We start from the raw sequence: 21272 nt of genomic DNA on the forward strand, positions 1-21272 counted from the left end.
ACTTTCACCTAGCCATGCCCAACGACCTCGCTGCTTCCGGAAGCTCCCAGCCTGCCGCGTCGTTCCGCGATGCGCAGTTCGAACCGCGCCAGAGCACGTCGCGCTACATTGCGGATGCGCTGCGTTCGGCCATCGTCGAGGGTGCGTTGCTGCCGGGCGAACCGCTGCGTCAGGACGCCATCGCGCGGCAGTTCTCGGTCAGTGCAATTCCCGTGCGCGAAGCGTTCCGCCAGCTCGAAAGCGAGGGCTGGGTGACCATCGAGCCGAATCGCGGCGCGGCCGTCAGCCTGCAATCCGCCGACGAGGCGCGCGAGATCTATGAGATAAGGGCGTCGCTGGAGAGTCTGGCGATCGGCATTGCCATCGAACATCACACGCCCGAGACGCTGGCCGAAGCGCAGCGTCTGCTGGAGGCCGCCGAACGCGAGCCCGACCCGGCGCTCTACGTGGTGCGCAACGAGCAGTTCCACATGAGCCTGTACGCGCCCGCCAACCGGCCGCGGCTGATGGAGCTGATCGGGCAGATGCACCGGCGCGGCGAACGCTACTTGCGCCTGAAGCTTGGCTTGCCGATCCACAAGGACGCGTCGGATGCCGAACATCGCGCGATCTTCGCCGCGCTCGCCGCCCGCGATACCGAACAGGCGCAGACGCTGGTCGCGCGCCATCTGCTCGCGACGGGCGACCTGATCTACCGCTTTCTCGCCGATGCGCAAGCGCTCGCTCACTTGAGCCACAAGAAGAAAAAGCGCCGCGCCTCTTCCCGAACGCTCACTCCGAAGGCCGACCGATGAATTCGTCCCTCCCCGCTGACGCTCCCCGCGACAGCCGCAACTGGAACACGCGCGCGCAGGAAAAGGCGCGCCGCCTGAAACTGATCGAGCCCTGGCTGGACGGCGCGGTGCTCGATCCGGCGCATATCGTCGATGCGCTGGGCGCGCTGATCGTGACCGGCGACCGCGTGGCGCTGGAAGGCAACAACCAGAAGCAGGCGGATTTCCTGTCGCGCGCCTTTGCAAAACTGGACCCGGCGCGCGTGCACGACATCCATCTCCTGATTTCGAGCATCAGCCGTCCGGAACATCTCGCGCTGTTCGAGCAAGGCATCGCGCACAAGGTGGACTTCGCCTTCGCCGGACCGCAAAGCCTGCGCGTGGCGCAATTGCTCGAGGACGGCATGCTGGAGATCGGCGCGATCTATACGTACATCGAGCTGTACGCGCGCATGTTCATCGACCTTACGCCGCAGGTCGCGCTGGTGTGCGCGGTGCAGGCCGACCGCCACGGCAATCTCTACACGGGCGCGAACACCGAGGACACCCCGACCATCGTCGAGGCCGCCGCGTTCCGGCACGGCATCGTGGTGGCGCAGGTGAACGAAATCGTCGATGAACTGCCGCGCGTCGATATTCCCGGTTCGTGGGTGGATGTCGTCGTGCAGGCGGACCGGCCCTTTGCCGTGGAGCCGCTCTTCACGCGCGATCCGCGTCATATCGGCGAATTGCAGATCCTGATGGCGATGATGTCGATCCGCGGCATCTACGACCGCTACGGCGTGACGGCGCTCAATCACGGCATCGGCTTCGATACCGCGGCGATCGAACTGCTGCTGCCCACTTATGGGGAAGCGCTCGGCCTGAAGGGCAAGATCTGCACGCACTGGGCGCTCAACCCGCATCCGACGCTGATCCCCGCGATCGAATCCGGCTGGGTGCAGAGCGTGCATTGCTTCGGCAGCGAAGTGGGCATGGAGGATTACATCGCGGCGCGCCCGGACGTATTCTTCACCGGTCGCGACGGCAGCCTGCGTTCGAACCGCGTGTTCTGCCAGCTCGCGGGCCAGTATGGCGTGGACCTGTTCATCGGCTCGACCTTGCAGATGGACGCCGACGCCAATTCCTCCACCGTCACGCTCGGCCGCCTGGCGGGCTTCGGCGGCGCGCCGAACATGGGACACGATCCGCGCGGCCGGCGCCATTCGAGCGAAGCCTGGCTCAAGCTGCTGAAGAACGACGGCCCGAATCCACAGATCGCGCGCGGCCACAAGCTCGTCGTGCAGACCGCCGAGACTTACAAGAAAGGCGGCGAGCCGACCATCGTCGAGTCGCTGGATGCCATCGCGGTCGGGGCGAAGAGCGGCATGCCCATCGCGCCCGTGATGATCTACGGCGACGATGTCACGCACGTCGTCACCGAGGAAGGCATCGCGTATCTGCACGCAGCCGAAGGTTTCGATGAACGACGCGCGGCGCTTGCGGCGGTCGCGGGCGTGACGCCCATCGGCATGCGCGCCGATCCCACGAAGACGGCCGAGCTGAGACGGCGCGGCATCGTCGCGTATCCGGAGGATCTCGGCGTGCGGCGCAGCGAAGCGAAGCGCTCGCTGCTGGCGGCGCGCAGCATCGACGATCTCGTCGCGTGGTCGGGCGGTCTGTATGCGCCGCCCGCGCGCTTTCGCAGCTGGTGAGCGCGATGAACGCCCTGCCCTTGCTGCATGAAGAAGCGCGCGAGCTTGCACTCGAACCGGCGGTCATCGCCGCTCACGCGCGCGCTGCGCTGATCGCCGAGGCGCGACTGACGCCTAAGCCCGCACTCGTCGATCAACGCGGCAGCGGCGCACATCGCGATCTCGATCTGGACACGATGCTGCGTTCCGCCGCTGCACTGCACCCGACCTTTCTCGCGATTGCACGCGCGGCATCGCGGGCGCGGCCGTCGCAGGCGCTGCGCGAGCAACTGGCGCGCATCGGCCGCGAAGGTGAAATCGCGATGATGAATGCCACCGGCGGCAGCAACGCGCATCGCGGCGCGATCTGGATCGTCGGCTTGCTGTGCGCGGGCGCGGCCTTGCATGCACCGCACGACAGCGCGGCGATCTGCGCAGCCGCGGCGGACATCGCGTGTCACGAGGACCGCTATGCGCCGCCGTCGGCGTCGGCGAGTCACGGCGCGCGCGCGAGTTCGCGGTATCAGGTGGCCGGCGCGCGCGGCGAAGCCTGCGACGGCTTTCCGCATGCACGGCTGATCGGCCTGCCGGCGCTCGATGCCGCGCGCGCACGCGGTTGCTGCGAGACCGACGCGCAACTCGATGCGCTGATCGCGATCATCGCGTCGCTCGACGACACCTGCCTGCTGCATCGCGGCGGCCGGCGCGCGCTCACGGCGGCGCAGGACGGCGCGCGCATCGTGATCGCACGCGGCGGCGCCGGCACCGATGAAGGCCGCGCCGCGCTCGCGCAACTCGACGACGCGCTGGTGGCGCTGAACGCATCGCCCGGCGGCGCCGCCGACCTGCTCGCGGCGACACTCTTTCTCGACAGTCTCAGGCGTCTCGATTGACGCGCATCGAAGCGTAAAGAGGAACGAACGATGGAAAACATGCGATACGAATATCCCGCCACACGGCCCGTCGCGCGGCGCGCGCACGTGGGCGTGGTCGGCTCGGGCGATCTCGAAGTGCTGTTGTCGCCTTCAGACTCGATGCAGGCGGAAGTCTTGATCCGCACGAGCGTCGATGGTTACGGACATGTGTGGAAGAGCGTGCTCGACCGCTTCTTCCAGCGTTACGACGGCGCGGCGAAGATCGAACTGAACGACTTCGGCGCGACGCCCGGCGTCGTGATGCTGCGCCTCAACGAAGCGGTGGAAGCGAGCGAAGGAGACGCGCCGTGAATGCCCACGACACCTTCCTGGCGCGCCACAGCTTCATCGAAATGGGCGCGCGCGACCGCGCCCGCGCGCTGCTCGACCCGGGCAGCTTCCGCGAACTGCTCGGTCCGTTCGACCGGCTCGAATCACCTTGGCTCGCGATGCAGGACATCGTCTGTCAGGCCGATGACGGTGTGGTGATCGCCCGCGGCTTGCTCGGCGGCGAACCGGCCGTGATCGCCGCGATCGAACCCGCGTTCCAGGGCGGCAGCATCGGCGAAGTGTCGGGCGCGAAGATCGCGGCGGCACTCGAAATGGCGGCGAGCGAATTCGAAGCGGGACGGCCGGTGCGCCCGGTCGTGCTGTTCGAGACCGGCGGCGTGCGCTTGCAGGAAGCGAACCTCGGGCTCGCGGTCATCGCCGAGATTCATGCGGCGATCGTCGCGCTCAGGCGTCATGTGCCGGTGGTCGGCGTGATCGGCGGCATGGTGGGCTGCTTCGGCGGCATGTCGCTCGCGGCCGCGCTCTGCACCGAACTCGTGATGACGCGGCAGGCGCGGCTCGGCATGAACGGGCCGGAAGTCATCGAGCAGGAAGCGGGCATCGAGGAACTCGATTCGAGTGACCGCCGCCTCATCTGGTCGATGATCGGCGGCGAGCAACGCGTGGCGGCGGGACTCGCGGATACGCTGGTCGAGGACGACGCCGGCGAAGTGCGCGCGGCTGTGCTCGCGGCGTTCGAACGCGGCGTGCCGCAACAGCATCGCAGCGAGGCCGTCGACGGCTATCTCGCGCGGCTGGCCGAAGTGAATCCGGACGCCATCGATCCCGATACCTTGCGTCAACTGTGGGGCACATCATGACCGACATCCGCTCACGCGGCGCGCGCTGGCTCGACGCGCTCGCCGAATCCGCAGCGCCTGACCAAAGCGGTCCGGTGCGCGTCCGCGAAGGCCGTCTCGACGATGCGCGCGCCACCTTCATCGCGGTCGTGCCCGATCCGCAGAACCGCTTCCCGCGCGCAACCGACAACGTCGTCGGCCTCGAACAGGGCTGGCTGCTCGCGCGTGCGGTGCGCGCGCTCATCCATGCCGATCGCGACGCGCCCGTGAAGCGCCCGATCGTCGCCGTGGTCGATGTCAAGAGCCAGGCCTACGGACGCCGCGAGGAACTGCTGGGCATCCATCTCGCCTGCGCGGCCGCCGCCGATGCCTACGCGAGCGCGCGGCTCGCCGGACATCCGGTGATTGCGCTGATCGTCGGTCCGGCGATGTCGGGCGCATATCTCGCGCACGGCTATCAGGCCAACCGCATCGTCGCGCTCGACGCGCCCGGCACCGCCGTGCATGCGATGGGCAAGGAAGCGGCGGCGCGCGTCACCCGGCGCAGCGTCGAGAGCCTCGACGCGCTAGGCGACACCGTGTTGCCGATGTCCTACAAGATGAGTGCCTACGCCAGGCTCGGCTTGCTGCACGAATTGCTCGAAGGCATCGATGCCGATGCGCCCTCTTCCGCCGACATCGCGCGCGTGCAGGCGTCGCTCGCGGCGGCGGTGCGGGATGCGCGGGATGGACCGCGCGACCTGTCGAACCGGCTCGCCTCCGCCGATGCGCAGCGCACGCGCGCGGCGTCCATCGAGGTGCGTCGCCGCATGCGCGAGCAGTGGCACGCGTGATGAAGCACGCGCCGCGTCCGCACGACTTGCTGCGGCTCACGCCGGACGCGCCGCCGTTTGAAGGCGCGCCCGGCTGGGTCGCGGCGGCGCTTGCGCGCGCGCCGTTCGTCGTGGTGCGGCGCGCGCCTCCGCTCGGGGGAAAGCTGGCGGTGGGCGTGCGCGGCAGCGTGCGCGGAGAGCGCTTTGGCACGTGGCTGGACGTTGGCTGGATCGAGGCGAAGTTCACACCTGAAGACTTGCGGACGTGCGAACCCGAACCCGCGCGGCGCGCGCTTCATGCGTTCACGCTGATGCGCGGCATCGCCGGCATGCTCGATGATCGCGCGCTGCGCTGGGGACCGGCCGGCAGCGCGGGTTTCGAACTCGCGAGCGGTGTGCCGGCCATCACGCCGGCGAGCGATCTCGATCTCATCCTGCGCGCCGATACGCCGCTGCCGCGCGACGACGCGTCCGCGCTCTTCGATGCGCTTTCGCAGGCAGCGCAGCAGAGCGGCACGCGCATCGACGTGCAGATCGAAACGCCTGAAGCCGCGTTCTCGCTCGCCGAATACGCGCGCCCGCAACTGCGTGTGATGTTGCGTCACGCCGCAGGCCCGCGTCTCGTCGACGATCCTTGGGCCGCGTCATGATCGCGTATCTGTTTCCCGGACAAGGCGCGCAGACGCCGGACTTCCTGCACCGGCTCGGCGGCGCGGATCCGCATCCGGCCATTCGCAAGACGCTCGATGAAGCGTCCGAAGCACTTGGCGTCGATGTGCTCACGCTCGACACTGCAACCTCGCTCGCCTCCACCGTCGCGGTACAGGTGACGCTCGTGATCGCGGGCGTGGCGGCGGCACGCGCGCTCGCTGACGAAGGCATCGCGCCGCACGCGGTAGCGGGCCTTTCGGTCGGCGCATACGGCGCGGCGGTCGCGGCGGGCGCAGTCGAGTTCGCCGCCGCACTCAGGCTCGTGCAACTGCGCGCGCAACTGATGGAGAACGCCTGTCCGCACGGTTACGGCATGCTCGCGGTGCTCGGCCTGAACGAGCGCGAGATGACGCGCGCGATCGCCGAAAGCGGCGCGGCGGTGTGGATCGGCAATCTGAACGCGCCGCGCCAGATCGTGCTGTCAGGCAGCGACGATGCGCTCGCGACGATCCGCGACCTCGTGCTGTCGCGCGGCGCGCGCAAGGCGGAACGGCTCGCGGTCAGCGTGCCGTCGCATTGCGTGCTGATGGAGGACGCATCCATTCGCCTCATCGAAGCGGCGCGCACGGTGCGCTTCGATGCACCGCGCATTCCCTATGTCGGCAATCGCGGCGCGCGTGTGCTGCGCAGCGCCGATGCGATCCGCGATGACCTCGCCACCAATCTGCGCTATCCGGTGCGCTGGCACGACTCGACCGTCGCGCTGTCCGAACTCGGCATGAGCGTGTTCGTCGAAATGCCGCCGGGCCGCACGCTCACGTCGCTCGCGGCCGACGCGCTGCCCGACGCGGCATCGATCGCGATGGAGGCGGGATCGGTCTCCAGCGCCGTCGCGCGCGTCCGCGTCGCGTGCCGTCAGCAACAGGACTGACACGCCCCTGTCTTCAAATCGTCAGGTTTTGTAAAAGTTTTGGAATTTTCGACGGATCGACGAGTCGATCTCCCTCGAGCATTCCATCTCGTCCATTTGATCGATTCGCTCGCTGCGACCCGGACGAACCGCAATCTGCCATCCGAAACCTGAGAGAAGACCACGATGACGTTCTTTCGCCTGGGCGCTGTAGCGTCCGCCGCGTCCGCTACCGTTCTGCTCGCTTCGTGCAGCGGATTGAGCAGTTTCGATCCGAACTCCCTCGCCCAGTCGGGACAGCTCGCATCGCAGGCACTGATGCTGAACGACAGCGACGTGCGCACGCTGTCGGACAAGTCCTGCGCGCAGATGGACAAGGAAAACCAGATTGCGCCGGCAAACAGTCCGTACACGCAGCGCCTCAACAAGATCGCTACGCAGCTTGGCAACAACATCAATGGCGTGCCGGTGAACTACAAGGTCTACATGACGAAGGACGTCAATGCCTGGGCCATGGCGAACGGCTGCGTGCGCGTCTACAGCGGCCTCATGGACCTGATGAACGACGACGAGGTACGCGGCGTGGTCGGCCACGAAATGGGACATGTCGCGCTGGGCCACACGAAGCGCGCGATGCAGGTGGCGTTCGCGACGTCGGCGGCGCGCTCGGTGGCGTCGTCGGGGTCGGGGATGATCGCCAGTATTTCCGGATCGCAACTCGGCGATCTGACCGAGAAGTTCGTCAACGCGCAGTTCTCGCAGTCGCAGGAAAGCGCCGCCGATGATTACTCGTTCGATACGCAGAAGAACAAGGGTTACAGCCCGGCGGGACTGGTGACGGCGTTCCAGAAGCTGGCGTCGATCGACGGCGGCAAGTCGAGCCTGCTTGCTTCGCATCCTTCTTCGCCGGCGCGGGCGAAGCATATTCAGGAGCGGCTGGCATCGGGGAAGTAAGATCGGGCGGAGCCGATGCGATGCCATCGGCGATCACTTCGGAATCTTGATCAACACCCGCTCTTGCCCGAAGACCCAAACAAAAAGCCCCGCAAGCTTTTAACCTTGCGGGGCTTTTTTCCGCCATCACTGGCGGAGACGGAGGGATTCGAACCCTCGATCCAGGTTTTGGCCCAGATGCTCCCTTAGCAGGGGAGTGCCTTCGACCTCTCGGCCACGTCTCCCAAACTTTCCGTTACGCCGGGAGTGCAGCGCAACGAGATCGAGATAATAGCGTGTCTGCTCACGCCGGTCAAATTCGCATGATGATTTTTTTAAATCGCCATGCATGACCCGGTGCTGCACCAGACAAGCCCGCGAGCCTTCACACGCCTGTCATCCTCGCACTTACGCCCGATCCAGCTCGAACGCCTTGTGCAGCGCGCGCACGGCGAGTTCGGTGTATTTCTCGTCGATCAGCACCGAGATCTTGATTTCCGAGGTCGAGATCATCTGGATGTTGATGCCCTCTTCCGACAGCGTGCGGAACATCGTGCTCGCGATGCCCACATGCGAACGCATGCCGACGCCGACCACCGACACCTTCGACACCTTCGGGTCGCCCAGCACGGTTTCCGCCTGCACGTGACCCTTGACCTGGCCGTTCAGGATCTCGAGCGCACGCGCATAGTCGCCGCGGCCGACCGTGAACGTGAAGTCGGTCTTGCCGTTCACGCTCTGGTTCTGGATGATCATGTCGATGTCGATGTTCGCATCGGCGACCGGTCCCAGGATCTGATACGCGACGCCCGGCTTGTCGGGCACGCCCATGACCGCGATGCGCGCTTCGTCGCGCTGGAACGCGATGCCGGAGATGACTGCTTTTTCCATGTTCTCGTCTTCTTCAAAAGTGATCAGGGTGCCGGAATGCATCTCGGTGTCGAGCGGCATCAGCGGATCGGTCAGGCTGGAGAGCACGCGCGTCTTCACCTGATACTTGCCGGCGAACTCCACCGAGCGGATCTGCAGCACCTTCGAGCCGAGGCTCGCCATTTCCAGCATTTCCTCGAAGGTCACGCGGTCGAGCCGGCGCGCCTCTTCGACCACGCGCGGGTCGGTTGTATAGACGCCGTCGACGTCGGTATAGATCAGGCACTCGTCGGCTTTCATGGCCGCCGCGATCGCCACCGCCGACGTATCCGAACCGCCGCGGCCCAGCGTCGCGATATGGCCTTCGGGATCCACACCCTGGAAGCCCGTGATGACGACGACCTTGCCAGCATCGAGATCCTTGAGCACGCGCTCACCGTCGATTTCGCTGATGCGCGCTTTCGTGAACGCGCTGTCGGTCCTGATCGGCACTTGCCAGCCGGCATAACTCACGGCTTCGAGGCCTTCGGCATGCAGCGCGATGGCGAGCAGCCCGACGCTCACCTGTTCGCCGGTGGAGGCAATCATGTCGAGTTCGCGCGGGTCCGGGTCCGCCTTGATGTCCCGCGCGAGACCGAGCAGGCGATTGGTTTCGCCGGACATCGCCGAGGGCACGACGACCATCTTGTGGCCGGCCCGATGCCATTTGGCGACGCGCTTGGCGACGTTCTTGATGCGCTCGACCGAGCCCATCGAAGTGCCGCCGTATTTGTGTACGATGAGTGCCATTGTCGTTCTTGAACTGAAGGGAAAACCGCGCTTCACGCGCCAACGCGAGAGCGCTCGATACGCGCGCCACGGTGCTTCGCGAGACTTCGGAGGGTGGTGAAGCCGGCTCGATGCGGGGGGCGCTGCCGCCTGCCCGCCGACTCGTCTGGATCAGGTTGCGATCAGGTTGCGGCGCGCACGGGTGCGTGGTTGCGGACGAATTCGGGTCTTTTGAACGGCGTTGCCGCGCAAAAACACGCTGGGCGAAAACGAGTTACCGTACCCGATCGAGGCTGAAATTACAAGCCGAAGCGGCGGCGCGGACGCTTTTACCGGTTTCGGCGCGGCTTCCTCAAGCCAGCAGCAGATCCGGCCGCCAGACGATGCGCCGCAGCGGCCCGTGCGCCGCGGCCGGCGCCGCCTCGCGATTCACGCCGAGGTGCGGCACAAACAACAGCGCCTCGCCGATGAACAGCAGCGGCACCTCGCGCTTCCAGGCCGGCACGCCGCGCTCCTGGAACAGGTTCTTGAGCGTGCGGCTCGGCGCTTCGACCGCCACGCGCATGCGCTCGCCGCCTGCCCGCGAGCGCGCGACGAGCGGCGCGGCGCGCAGCACGCCCTCGCCCACCGTGTCGCCGTCGGAAGTAGCGGCCGGCTCGAACACGAACGAACCGCGCCATTGCGGCAGGCGCCAGACTTCCTCGCCCTGCCATTGCCATTCCACAGCGGTTTTCGGTGCGCCGGCGCCGGCGTCGAGATCGGGGGCATCGGCGCTGTCGCCCGCTTCCCAGAACAGCGCATTCCGATACGCCCGCAGGCAGTGACCCGCGTGATCGATCCGCAGCGCATGACCGTCGCGCGCGGCGGCGGTATCGCGCAGCTGGCGCAGCATGTCGGCGAGGCGCGCCGTCGATGCCGCCTGCAACCCGCACGCGCGGATCCAGTGCCGCATCAGGTTGATCGCGCGCTCGGGTTCGAGCGCGAGCAAGGCGTCGAGCCTGAGCGCATCCGGCTCGCCGTCATGCTGGGCCTGTGCGAGATCGATGCGCGCCAGTTGATCCAGCAAGCGCTGCGCGGACGCCGCATGCGACGCCGTGCGCGCGAGCGCATCGCGAAAGCCCGGAAAATGCACCGCGAGCACCGGCAGCACGTCGTGCCGCAGCGCGTTGCGAGCGTAGCGCGTGTCGGCGTTGGATTCGTCGTCGATCCAGCTCAGGTCGCGCTCGTGTGCGTACTGTTCGAGTTGCGCGCGCAACAGCCGCAGCAGCGGCCGCAGACGCGCGACGGCGCCATCCGCGTGCGGCGCCATCGCCGCGAGACCCGCGACGCCCGCACCGCGCAACAATTGCAGCAGCACCGTTTCGGCCTGGTCGTCGGCATGATGGGCGATCAGCAGCGCAGCCGCGCCGTGTTCGTCGCACAGGGCGTCCAGCGCGCGATAACGGGCATCGCGCGCGGCTGCCTCCAGGCTTTCGCCGCCCGCGCGCGCGACCTCGACGCGGCGCGCCGCATAGGTCACGCCGAGTGACGCCGCGAAGCGCTCGCAATGCGTGTCCCATGCATCGGCATTCAGGCTCAGCCCGTGATGCACATGGAACGCGACCATGCGCGCCGCGCCGAAGCAGCGCACGGCGGCATCGAGAAGCACGGTGGAATCGAGCCCGCCGCTGAGCGCGACGGCAAGGAGGGAATGCTCGGGAAGCGCTGCGTCCGCGACCGCCGCGCGCACCGCCTCGATGACGAGGCGGCCGGCGGGTGTGTCACGGTCGGAAGTCACGATGGATTCGTGAGTGAGAGATGAACAGCGCGGTGGAAGGATGCCTCGGGCCGTTTACGCGCCCGGGATCGTTTCCTTGAACTTGCCGTAGGCCATCAGCTTGTCGAAGCGGCGTTCACGCAGTTCGCTCGCGCTCATGCCCTGGAACTGGCGCAGCGAATCGGCGAGTCCGCGGCGCAGCAGCGCGGCCATGCCCTTCGGATCGCGATGCGCGCCGCCGAGCGGTTCGTTGATGATCTTGTCGATCAGACCGAGCGCCTTCAGGCGATGCGCGGTGAGACCGAGCGCCTCGGCCGCTTCCGGCGCCTTGGCCGCGCTCTTCCAGAGGATCGACGCGCAGCCTTCCGGCGAGATCACCGAATAGGTGGAGAACTGCAGCATCATGACGACGTCCGCGACGGCCACGGCCAGCGCGCCGCCCGAACCGCCCTCGCCGATGATCGTGGTGATGATCGGCGTCTTGAGTTCGGCCATCACATACAGATTGCGGCCGATGGCTTCCGACTGGCCACGCTCTTCCGCGCCGATGCCCGGATACGCGCCCGGCGTATCGACGAAGGTGAAGATGGGCAGATTGAACTTCTCGGCCGTGCGCATCAGGCGCTCGGCCTTGCGATAGCCTTCCGGACGCGGCATGCCGAAGTTGCGCAGCGCGCGCTCCTTCGTGTCGCGGCCCTTCTGATGGCCGATCACCATGCACGGCTGGCCATTGAAACGCGCGAAGCCGCCGACGATCGCGAGATCGTCCGCGAAGGCGCGGTCGCCATGCAGTTCGTGGAAGTCGGTGAACAGCTCGCTGACATAGTCCAGCGTGTACGGACGCTGCGGATGACGCGCGATTTGCGACACCTGCCAGGGCGACAGGTTCTGGTAGAGATCCTTCGTGAGCTGCTGGCTCTTCTTCGACAGCCGCTCGATTTCTTCCGAAATATCGACAGCGGAATCGTCCTGAACGAAGCGGAGTTCTTCGATCTTCGCTTCGAGTTCAGCGATCGGCTGCTCGAAATCCAGAAACGTGGTCTTCATGTGTTCGAGTCCTGGGAAACATCGGGCAGCGCGTATTCTAACCGCGTCCGTCCCTCTAAAATTCGCGCGGGAACTATCGATTATAAAGCAACGATAGTCCGCCCTTGCGCGCCTGCCACGCACGCCCCTGCGCGCGTCCTTGAGTCGTAGCTTGCGTCGGGTCTAGTGATCGGCCGGAATCGGATTGAGGCTGCGCCACATGTACCAGGTCGCGACCGTGCGCCACGGCTCCCAGTTGGCCGCCACTTCGCGCGCCTCGCTGCGCGTGACCGGTTCGCCGCTGAAATAGTTGACGCTGATCGCCTGGATCAGGCCGAGGTCGTCGAGCGGCAGCACGTCCGGGCGCGACAGGTTGAAGATCAGGAACATCTCCGCCGTCCAGCGGCCGATGCCGCGAATCTGCGTGAGCTCGGCGATCACGGCTTCGTCGTCCATCGAGGTCCATGCGTCGACGTGCAGCGCGCCGTTCTCGAAATGCTGCGCGAGATCGAGAATGTATTCGGCCTTGCGCCGCGACAGGCCGCACGCCTGCAACTTGTCATGGCCGAGCCGGATGAAGCGCGCGGGATGAATCTCCGGACACGCGGTCTTCACGCGTTCCCAGATGGCCTGCGCGGCTTTCGTCGAGATCTGCTGGCCCGCGACGGAACGGGCGAGCGTCGAGAACGGATCGCCCAGATTCACGAGATGAATCTCGCCGAACTTCGGGATCAGTTTCTTGAGAATGCGGTCGCGCTTCATCAGATCCGCACACGCGCGATCCCAGTAGTCGGGACGCACGGCTTCGCGCGTGAGACCGCCGATCTGCACCGGTTTCACCGCGTCGGCGGTGACGACGTGCGACTTGCGGACGATCTCGCCCTCGCGCGCATCCGGCACGAGCGCCTGCGCGTGCGCATCGTCCGCGGCGCGGCCGTTGGTCTTCGCAGCGCGCGCGTTAGCTGAGGCGCCATTCGGGCGTGCGGTCTTCGCGGCGCGCGTCACATCGATAGTTGGCTTGCCGCCGTCCGCGCGCTGGAGGGCGCTCTTGCGGCCGTTCACCGCGCCCGCGCCGTCGATCTTTCGCGTATCCGCTGCAGCCTGACCTTCCACGTGTGTTTCCGTTCGCGCGACGCGCGTGCGCTTCATTGCGCGCGGCGTGTCGCTAACAGACGCGGGTCGTTTGACCGGCGTCTTCCTGGCCGTTGCCATCGTGCCTCCTGCCTGGTGAGTCGATCAGAGGGTTCGAAGGTCCGCGTTCAGACGCGGCGCCATTCGGTCGACCCACCCGGTTTGTCTTCAAGGGCAATACCGGCTTCGAGCAATTCGGCGCGAATCCGGTCTGCTTCGGCATAGTTCTTCGCCTGCTTGGCGGCGACGCGCCCGGCGATCTTCGCTTCGATCTCCTGCGGCGTCAGTCCCGGCGCCTCGCCGGTCCCCGCGGCCTGCTGCAGGAACACCCGCGGCTCGCGCACGAGCAGGCCGAGCACGCCGGCGAGACCCTTCAGCTGACGCGCGGACGCCGCATCGCGCGAGCGGTTCACCTGGCTCGCGAGATCGAACAGCACGGATACCGCCAGCGGCGTGTTGAAGTCATCGTTCATTGCTGACTGGAAACGCTGCGCGTTCGGCTCGTTCCAGTCAAGGGGCTGATCGTCCGGCTCGACATCCTTCAACGCCGTATACAGCCTCGTGAGTCCGTTGCGGGCGTCGTCGATGTGCACGTCGCTGTAGTTCAGCGGCGAACGATAGTGTGCCCGTGCAATAAAGAAGCGCACCACTTCGGCGTCGAATTTCTTCAGCACTTCGCGGATCGTGAAGAAGTTGCCGAGCGACTTCGACATCTTCTCGTTATCGATCTGCACGTAGCCGTTGTGCATCCAGTAGTTCACGAAGGTCTTGCCCGTCGCGCCTTCGCTCTGCGCAATCTCGTTCTCGTGATGCGGGAACTGCAGGTCCTGACCGCCGCCGTGGATGTCGAACTGGTCGCCGAGCAGCGTGCAGCCCATCGCCGAACATTCGATGTGCCAGCCCGGACGGCCGCGGCCCCAGCGCGAGTCCCAGCCGGAATCGGCGGGTTCGTCCGCCTTCGCCTGCTTCCACAGCACGAAGTCGAGCGGGTCTTCCTTCGCATCGTTCGCGGCGACGCGCTCGCCGGCGCGCAGGTCTTCGATCGACTTGCCGGACAGCTTGCCGTAGTCGGCGAACTTGCGCACCGCGAAGTTCACGTCGCCGTCCTTCGCCTGGTACGCATAGCCGTTCGACTGCAATGCATCGATCATGCCGAGCATCTGCGGAATGTAGTCGGTCGCGCGCGGCTCGAGGTCCGGACGCGCGACGCCGAGCGCCGCCGCGTCTTCATGCATGGCCTCGATGAAGCGATGCGTGAGCGCCTTGATGGGCTCGTTGTTCTCCACGGCGCGCCGAATGATCTTGTCGTCGATGTCCGTGATGTTCTGCACGTACGTGACCTTGTAGCCGAGCGCGCGCAGCCAGCGCTGCACGATGTCGAACACCACCATCACGCGCGCGTGTCCGATGTGACAGTAGTCATACACCGTCATTCCGCAGACATACATGCGCACCTCGCCGGCGCGAAGCGGCGTGAAGGTTTGCTTGTCACGGGCTAGCGTGTTGTAGATGCGCAGCGAGTTCATAGATGGCAAAACGTAGAACGGAAACCACCGTGTGCCGGGTAAAAGCGGCGTGCACGGATGCGGCGTGTTCGGGGAGCGACGAGACCCACACGCGAGCGCGAACACGACGGTCATGCGACCTGGACGGACACGGCCACGAGTGGCAAAGGAAAGTCTGGACTCGGCGCCGCATGCACTGCTCGCGGGAACGAACCCGGAGACAAGAGGCAAGACGCGTGCGCGGGACGTGCAGACCTTTTGTTAGAATGGGTCGGAGTATAACACCGGGACTTGAGCCTATGAAAACCCCAGGCGGCCGGACAGCGGGCCTTGCAAGGCGCGTTCCGGGCCGGGCGCAAAGCCCGTTCGAAGCATCCGCCGAAGGATTGTTTCAGGCTCCGTCACGGTCCGTGCGCCGAAGCTGCCGCCGGTTTTTTCGTTGCACGCTTTCGCCGCTTTCCGGCATCCTTCGCAGCATCAATCATTGAATCGATCCCAAGTGACTCATCGCTCAGCGCGCATGTCTTCGCCACTTTCCCGCCGGCGCCTGCCCGGGACCCTCAGCGCATTCGCGGCGCGCTCGCTCGCCGTGCTCGCGCTCTGCATCGGCGCCTCGGGCGCCGCGTTCGCGCAGACCTCACCCGCCACGCGCGACGATACGCCGCAAATCGACTCGGCCATTGCAAACAAGGACTGGAGCGCGGCGCTCACGCAACTCGATGCGCGCATCGCGAGCCATCCGCGCGACGTCCAGGCGAAGTTCAAGCGCGCCACCGTGCTCGCCCGCCTGAACCGCGACGACGACGCCATCGCCGCATTCACCGAACTCACGCAGGCTTATCCCGAATTGCCGGAGCCGTACAACAACCTGGCCGCGCTCTATGCGAAGAAAGGCCGCTATGACGACGCGCGCGTGGCGCTCGAAACCGCGGTGAAGGCCAACCCCGGCTATGCGCTCGCCTACGACAATCTCGGCGATCTGTACCTGAGGCTCGCGAGCGAGTCGTACAAGCGCGCGCAGACGCTCGGCTCGAAGAGCCCGCTCACGGCCCGGCGCATCGCGGCCATCCAGAACATCTATACGCCGCCGGCGCGCAAGCGCGGGGCAGAGGCCGCGGCGGCATCGGGCGCTTCGGGCGCGGCAGCGGCGCGCGGCGCGGACGAATGGGCGCCCGCTTCAGGGACAACCTCGGGAAGCAGCGCGACGTCGACGGTGCCCTCGCCCGACGATTACTCGCCCTTCGGCGGCCCGAGCAGCCCGCTGCCGAGCACGCCCTACATCGCGCCGAGCACGCGGCCTTGAGCGCACGGCACTGAGCCACGGCACTGAGCCACGACACTGAGCCACGGCACTGAGCCACGACACTGAGCAGACGAAGCCGGTCACGCGCCGGTTCGGCATCCGGCGCGGCGCGCGGTAAGCTGTCGCCTCGCGGCGCGGTTCCGGCAAGCTCCCGGCGCGCTCGCTTCGCAAACCGGCTGTCGCGGCTGACGCATTGCATTCACCACACGAGGATCGATCCTTCATGAAATTCCTGATGCTGGCGCTTTCGAGCGCTGCCCTGATCGCGAGCGCGCCGTCGTTCGCCCAGCCCAACGCACAGGCAGCGCACCCCACCGTGCTCCTCAAGACCACGCAAGGCGACATCAAGGTCGAGCTGTATCCGGAAAAGGCGCCGAAGACCGTCGCGAACTTTCTGAGCTACGTGAAGTCCGGCCAATACAGCGGCACGATCTTTCATCGCGTGATTCCGGGCTTCATGATCCAGGGCGGCGGCTTCAGCACGAGTTTTGCTGAGAAGCCGACGCGCGCGCCGATCCCGCTCGAAAGCAAGAACGGCCTGAAGAACCTGACGGGCACCATCGCGATGGCGCGCACCAGCGACCCGAATTCGGCCACGGCCCAGTTCTTCATCAATACGGTCGATAATGCGGGTCTCGACTACCCGAGCCCGGATGGCAACGGCTATGCCGTGTTCGGCAAGGTCGTGGCCGGGATGGATGTCGTGAAGAAGATCGAAGGAAGCCCGACCACCACGCGCGGTCCGATGCAGGACGTGCCGCAGAAGCCGACCGTCATCGAATCGGCGAGCGTGGTCTCGCAGTAATCCGCAACGCCCTTCGCGTCCGTGGCGCCGTCATGCTTCAAGCCGCGCCACGGCCCCAATCAACACACTGGAACACTGGAGAACACAATCATGGTCGAACTGCATACGAACCACGGCGTCATCAAGATCGAACTGGACGCCGAGAAGGCGCCGAAGTCGGTGGAAAACTTCCTCAACTACGTGAAGAAGGGACACTACGACAACACCGTGTTCCACCGCGTGATCGACGGCTTCATGATTCAGGGCGGCGGCTTCGAGCCGGGCATGAAGCAGAAGCCGACCGACGCGCCGATCACCAACGAAGCCAACAACGGCCTCTCGAACGACAACTACACGGTCGCGATGGCCCGCACGAACGACCCGCACTCGGCCACCGCGCAGTTCTTCATCAACGTGAAGGACAACGACTTCCTGAACCACTCGTCGCCGACGCCGCAAGGCTGGGGCTACACCGTGTTCGGCCGCGTGGTCGAGGGCATGGACGTGGTCGACAAGATCAAGAAGGTGAAGACCGGCTCGAAGGGTTTCCATCAGGACGTGCCGGCGGACGACGTGGTGATCGAGAAGGCCGTGGTGGTCTGATCGCGGTCACTGCATGATCGCTACGAACGCGTCATTCGATCGCAACGCAGCGGGTGCGGCGAAACAGCCGCGCCCGCTGTTTTTCATTTCCGACCTGCACTTGAGCGAGGCGCTGCCGAACACGGTCACGGCGTTCGAGCATTTCGTCGAGGTCACCGCGAACGAGGCGGATTCCGTCTTCATTCTCGGCGACCTGTTCGAATTCTGGATCGGCGACGACATCCTCGATGCGCCCTCCTCCCACCCGCGCGCGGCCTTCGCGCGCCGCATGACGCGGCTGATGCATACGCTGTCGGAACGCGGCATCGGGCTGTATGTGATGCACGGCAACCGCGACTTCCTGCTCGGTCCGCGTTTCATGAAGGACGCCGGCGCGATGCTGCTGCCCGAGCCGTTCGTCATTACGGGCTTCGGCAAGCGCATCGTGCTCGCGCATGGCGACGGACTCTGCACCGCCGATCGCGGCTACCAGGCCTTCCGCGCGCTCGCGCGCAACCGCATCGCGCAGCGCCTGTTTCTCGCGTTGCCGCTGGAGACGCGCATGGGCATCGGCCAGCGCATGCGCACGAAGAGCACGCAGCGCGACGGCGGCCGCATGGCGGGCGCCGCGCCCAAATACGACGTCACGAAGAAGGCCGTCTCCGAGCTGTTCATCGGGAGCCACACGCATACGCTGATTCACGGGCACACGCACCGCCCGGCGATGCATCGCGAGGTCGAGGGCGTGCGCTGGGTGCTGCCCGACTGGGAGCTCGATGTCGCGGCGCCGCGCGGCGGCTATCTGCGTCTGGACGAACAGGGCCTGCGCGCGCTGCCGCTGTAACGGGTCAGCGGGCGGTGTCCGCCGTTTGCGCGGCGGCGCTGGTCTTGCCGTCCATCGACGTGCACAGGCGCTTGAGATCGATGAGCGCCGCGCCGTCCGCCGGATTCAGCGCTTCCATGCGCGCGCCGAGCCGCTCCAGCGCTGCAACCATCTCGTCGATGCGCTGGGTCTGCGTCGAGGCGTGATCGATCAGGCCGTGGATGGCGAGGGACATGGGATCGTCGGCGTTCGGTGTGATGCCGTAGGCGCAGAAGCCACTGCGCGCCGGCGCTTCGGCCGGTTTTTTGCCGACCGCCGGCATCACGATGCGCGCCGGATTGCCGACCGCCGTGCCGCCTGCCGGCACCGGCTTCACCACCACGGCATTCGAGCCGATCTTCGCCTCCGCACCCACCGTAAAGCCGCCGAGCACCTTCGCCCCAGCCCCGACGATCACGCCGCGTTCGAGTGTCGGATGACGCTTCGCGCCGCGTGTGAGCGAGGTGCCGCCGAGCGTCACGCCCTGGTAGATGGTGCAGTCGTCGCCGATTTCGGCGGTTTCGCCGATCACGACGCCCATGCCGTGATCGATGAACACGCGCCGGCCGAGCGTCGCGCCTGGATGGATTTCGATGCCGGTAAGAAAGCGCGCGACCTGCGACACGAAGCGCGCGAGCCAGCGCCATTGGCCGCGCCAGCACGCGTGCGCGAACCGATGCAGCACGATGGCGTGCAACCCGGGATAGCAGGTCACGACTTCCCACGCGCTGCGGGCGGCGGGATCGCGCTCGCGGATGGCGGCGATGTCTTCGCGAAGTCGGTCGAACATGGCGAGGTCTCGATTGAGGGACAGGGGCAAGGACGGAGCCTGCGCCGTTCCGTGCGGCGGTTGCCTGCATAGCACGGAACGCGCAAAGCTTATATCGGCTCGGGCCGTTTTCCGGCGATTGTAGGACGAGCGCGCCGAGTCTGCCGCGATGCCCACGATACGAATGCGGTCGGGCCCCGTCGCTCGCTTACCCCTTGCGATCCCTCCCCGCCTGCAGCAGCACGTGCTTGGCGATGCCGCGCAGGATGTTGACTTCCTCGTGCTCCAGCCCGGAGCGCGCGAACATCCGCCGCACGCGCGACATCAGCTTCTTCGGGTTGGCCGGATCGAGAAACGCCAGCGCGACGAGCGCTTCTTCGAGATGCGCATACATGCCTTCGATTTCTTCGCTCGACGCGCCCTGCCCCGCCGTTTCGACGAGCGCGAGCGGGCTGGCAGGCGCCTGGAACGCGAGACGCAGTTCGTACGCCAGCACCTGCACGGCCTGCGCGAGATTGAGCGAGCTGTAGGCCGGATTGGCCGGGATGTGGGCGAGCGCGCTACAGCGTTCGACGTCGGCATTCGAGAGCCCGGTGCGCTCGTTGCCGAACACGAGCGCGATGTCGCCGTGCCGCACGAATTCGTGAACGCGCTCGGCCAGCGCGCGCGGCGGCATCTGCGGCGGACCGTATTCGCGAGTGCGCGCCGTCAGCGCGGCCGACCAGCGGACGCCCGTGAGCGCATCGGCGAGCGTGTCGACGACGTGCGCGGAGGCGAGCACGTCATCGGCGCCGGAGGCCATTGCGATGGCTTCCGGCGTGTTCTTCACGTCCGCGACGCGCGGTGCGACGAGCACGAGGCGCGCGAAACCCATGGTCTTGAGCGCGCGCGCGGCCGCGCCGACATTGCCCGGATGACTCGGTTCGACGAGGACGAAGCGGGTGGAGGTGAAGCCTCCGGCGGGCGGGAGTAGATCGTTGGTGTCCAAGGCGCGGTTCGTGCTGAGTAAGCTGAGGAAAAGCTGGAATTGGAGCGTTTGAGCCCGCTATGTTAACGCGGATTTGACGGCCGACCGCCCCGCGCGCCTCATGACGCAACCGGCACGCGGCCCGTCGCCGGGTTTCAGGTAAAATGGCGCCCTCGCGCGTCGTGAATGGCGGCCGGATTCACTCCGGACTGTCTTGCGGCCGCCTCGCTCTTATTCAATTCGTCTTTCGTCGACAGTCGTTGTCGCCAACTTTTTCGCCTGCGCGTGGGTTCGAACGCGCCGGCGGCCAGAGGATTTCGCTCATGCATCCGATGCTCAATATCGCTGTCAAGGCCGCGCGCCGCGCCGGACAGATCATCAACCGCGCGTCGCTGGACCTGGACCGCATCCAGATCAGCAAGAAACAGCACAACGACTTCGTGACGGAAGTCGACAAGGCGTCCGAAGCCGCGATCATCGAGACGCTGACCACCGCCTATCCCGATCACTCCATCCTCGCCGAAGAATCCGGCGAAACCGAGCGCGAGTCCGAGTTCCAGTGGATCATCGACCCGCTCGACGGCACCACCAACTTCATCCACGGCTTCCAGTATTACTGCGTATCGATTGCGCTCGCGCACAAGGGCGTGGTGCAGCAGGCGGTCGTCTACGATCCGACCCGCAACGACCTGTTCACCGCCTCGCGCGGCCGCGGCGCGTATCTGAACGAGCGCCGGATTCGCGTCGGCAAGCTGGACCGGCTGTCGGACGCGCTGGTCGGCACGGGCTTCCCGTTCCGCGACGGCCAGGGCCTCAACGCCTACATGCGCATGTTCAGCGAAATGACGCTGTCGTGCGCGGGCCTGCGCCGTCCGGGCGCGGCGGCGCTGGACCTCGCGAACGTCGCGGCGGGCCGGCTCGACGGTTTCTTCGAGCAGGGCATCCATCCGTGGGACGTCGCGGCGGGCAGCCTGATCGTAACCGAAGCGGGCGGCCTGGTCGGCAATTACACGGGCGAATCGGACTTCCTGTTCAAGAACGAGATCGTCGCGGCGAACCCGAAGGTCTACGCGCAGATGATCAAGATCCTCGACATGTACTCGCGCACGCGCCTGACCGGCGAATAAGCCGTACGCTGGGCGCGCCCCGCTTT

Annotated in this window: 21 protein-coding genes and 1 tRNA gene; 14 read left to right on the top strand and 8 right to left on the bottom strand. The window is 66.4% G+C overall.

Annotation, left to right across the window (positions count from 1 at the left end):
- Nucleotides 1-14: 14 nt before the first annotated feature.
- The 9 genes from QCE69_RS08825 to QCE69_RS08865 all read left to right on the top strand — a co-directional run bounded on the left by QCE69_RS08825 (nucleotide 15) and on the right by QCE69_RS08865 (nucleotide 7817).
- On the top strand, nucleotides 15-794 hold the full coding sequence (locus tag QCE69_RS08825; RefSeq protein ID WP_309916930.1) for a GntR family transcriptional regulator: 780 nt from the start codon (nucleotides 15-17) through the stop codon (nucleotides 792-794).
- The gene (gene mdcA, locus QCE69_RS08830; protein WP_309930341.1) at nucleotides 791-2467 is read left to right on the top strand and encodes a malonate decarboxylase subunit alpha; all 1677 of its coding nucleotides are present in this window, start codon (nucleotides 791-793) and stop codon (nucleotides 2465-2467) included. The genes QCE69_RS08825 and mdcA overlap by 4 nt, the downstream gene beginning before the upstream one ends.
- Before the next feature lie 5 nt (nucleotides 2468-2472).
- A complete protein-coding gene (locus QCE69_RS08835) occupies nucleotides 2473-3339 on the top strand; it encodes a triphosphoribosyl-dephospho-CoA synthase (protein WP_309916936.1) in 867 nt (288 codons plus the stop codon).
- 30 nt (nucleotides 3340-3369) lie between these two features.
- On the top strand, nucleotides 3370-3672 hold the full coding sequence (locus QCE69_RS08840) for a malonate decarboxylase subunit delta (RefSeq protein ID WP_309916939.1): 303 nt from the start codon (nucleotides 3370-3372) through the stop codon (nucleotides 3670-3672).
- Nucleotides 3673-3713: 41 nt separating this feature from the next.
- Nucleotides 3714-4511 (top strand): biotin-independent malonate decarboxylase subunit beta, encoded by a 798-nt coding sequence (locus QCE69_RS08845; protein WP_309931606.1) that lies wholly within the window; start codon nucleotides 3714-3716, stop codon nucleotides 4509-4511.
- A complete protein-coding gene (mdcE, locus tag QCE69_RS08850; protein ID WP_309916944.1) occupies nucleotides 4508-5323 on the top strand; it encodes a biotin-independent malonate decarboxylase subunit gamma in 816 nt (271 codons plus the stop codon). Before QCE69_RS08845 ends, mdcE begins: the two co-directional genes overlap by 4 nt.
- Nucleotides 5323-5952, top strand: a complete 630-nt coding sequence (locus tag QCE69_RS08855; protein ID WP_309931607.1) for a malonate decarboxylase holo-ACP synthase — start codon at nucleotides 5323-5325, stop codon at nucleotides 5950-5952. Before mdcE ends, QCE69_RS08855 begins: the two co-directional genes overlap by 1 nt.
- Nucleotides 5949-6884 (top strand): malonate decarboxylase subunit epsilon, encoded by a 936-nt coding sequence (gene mdcH, locus QCE69_RS08860; protein ID WP_309930343.1) that lies wholly within the window; start codon nucleotides 5949-5951, stop codon nucleotides 6882-6884. Before QCE69_RS08855 ends, mdcH begins: the two co-directional genes overlap by 4 nt.
- 165 nt (nucleotides 6885-7049) lie before the next feature.
- Nucleotides 7050-7817 (top strand): M48 family metallopeptidase, encoded by a 768-nt coding sequence (locus QCE69_RS08865; RefSeq protein ID WP_309930345.1) that lies wholly within the window; start codon nucleotides 7050-7052, stop codon nucleotides 7815-7817.
- Between the two features lie 130 nt (nucleotides 7818-7947).
- Here the strand turns inward: QCE69_RS08865 and QCE69_RS08870 are convergent.
- The 6 genes from QCE69_RS08870 to cysS all read right to left on the bottom strand — a co-directional run bounded on the left by QCE69_RS08870 (nucleotide 7948) and on the right by cysS (nucleotide 14873).
- Nucleotides 7948-8041 (bottom strand) — tRNA-Ser (locus tag QCE69_RS08870).
- Nucleotides 8042-8204: 163 nt separating this feature from the next.
- Entirely contained in the window at nucleotides 8205-9455 is a 1251-nt protein-coding gene (locus QCE69_RS08875) for an aspartate kinase (protein WP_309808778.1), read from the bottom strand.
- Between the two features lie 331 nt (nucleotides 9456-9786).
- The gene (gene tilS / locus QCE69_RS08880) at nucleotides 9787-11211 is read right to left on the bottom strand and encodes a tRNA lysidine(34) synthetase TilS (protein WP_309930348.1); all 1425 of its coding nucleotides are present in this window, start codon (nucleotides 11209-11211) and stop codon (nucleotides 9787-9789) included.
- Nucleotides 11212-11265: 54 nt separating this feature from the next.
- A complete protein-coding gene (locus tag QCE69_RS08885; protein WP_309916957.1) occupies nucleotides 11266-12237 on the bottom strand; it encodes an acetyl-CoA carboxylase carboxyltransferase subunit alpha in 972 nt (323 codons plus the stop codon).
- A gap of 162 nt (nucleotides 12238-12399) precedes the next feature.
- Nucleotides 12400-13428: a DNA-3-methyladenine glycosylase gene (locus tag QCE69_RS08890; protein WP_309930350.1), complete on the bottom strand. Its 1029-nt coding sequence runs from the start codon at nucleotides 13426-13428 to the stop codon at nucleotides 12400-12402.
- A gap of 47 nt (nucleotides 13429-13475) precedes the next feature.
- The gene (gene cysS, locus QCE69_RS08895) at nucleotides 13476-14873 is read right to left on the bottom strand and encodes a cysteine--tRNA ligase (RefSeq protein ID WP_309916963.1); all 1398 of its coding nucleotides are present in this window, start codon (nucleotides 14871-14873) and stop codon (nucleotides 13476-13478) included.
- Between the two features lie 499 nt (nucleotides 14874-15372).
- Here cysS and QCE69_RS08900 point away from each other — a divergent pair, with 499 nt between their 5' ends.
- The 4 genes from QCE69_RS08900 to QCE69_RS08915 all read left to right on the top strand — a co-directional run bounded on the left by QCE69_RS08900 (nucleotide 15373) and on the right by QCE69_RS08915 (nucleotide 18365).
- Nucleotides 15373-16155: a tetratricopeptide repeat protein gene (locus QCE69_RS08900; protein WP_309930351.1), complete on the top strand. Its 783-nt coding sequence runs from the start codon at nucleotides 15373-15375 to the stop codon at nucleotides 16153-16155.
- Nucleotides 16156-16378: 223 nt separating this feature from the next.
- Complete coding sequence (locus tag QCE69_RS08905) at nucleotides 16379-16960, top strand: peptidylprolyl isomerase (RefSeq protein WP_309916969.1); 582 nt, start codon at nucleotides 16379-16381, stop codon at nucleotides 16958-16960.
- A gap of 90 nt (nucleotides 16961-17050) precedes the next feature.
- Complete coding sequence (locus QCE69_RS08910; protein ID WP_309916972.1) at nucleotides 17051-17542, top strand: peptidylprolyl isomerase; 492 nt, start codon at nucleotides 17051-17053, stop codon at nucleotides 17540-17542.
- A 13-nt stretch (nucleotides 17543-17555) separates the two neighbouring features.
- Nucleotides 17556-18365: a UDP-2,3-diacylglucosamine diphosphatase gene (locus QCE69_RS08915; RefSeq protein WP_309930353.1), complete on the top strand. Its 810-nt coding sequence runs from the start codon at nucleotides 17556-17558 to the stop codon at nucleotides 18363-18365.
- Nucleotides 18366-18369: 4 nt separating this feature from the next.
- On the opposite strand, the gene cysE is transcribed toward QCE69_RS08915, so the two are convergent.
- Entirely contained in the window at nucleotides 18370-19173 is an 804-nt protein-coding gene (cysE, locus tag QCE69_RS08920; RefSeq protein WP_309916976.1) for a serine O-acetyltransferase, read from the bottom strand.
- 187 nt (nucleotides 19174-19360) lie between these two features.
- Entirely contained in the window at nucleotides 19361-20140 is a 780-nt protein-coding gene (locus QCE69_RS08925) for an RNA methyltransferase (protein ID WP_309930355.1), read from the bottom strand.
- Between the two features lie 302 nt (nucleotides 20141-20442).
- Here QCE69_RS08925 and QCE69_RS08930 point away from each other — a divergent pair, with 302 nt between their 5' ends.
- On the top strand, nucleotides 20443-21246 hold the full coding sequence (locus tag QCE69_RS08930) for an inositol monophosphatase family protein (protein WP_309808802.1): 804 nt from the start codon (nucleotides 20443-20445) through the stop codon (nucleotides 21244-21246).
- Nucleotides 21247-21272 lie beyond the last annotated feature (26 nt).

It is taken from the genome of Caballeronia sp. LZ032, from assembly GCF_031451315.1.
In the GTDB taxonomy this organism is placed as follows: Bacteria; Pseudomonadota; Gammaproteobacteria; order Burkholderiales; family Burkholderiaceae; genus Caballeronia.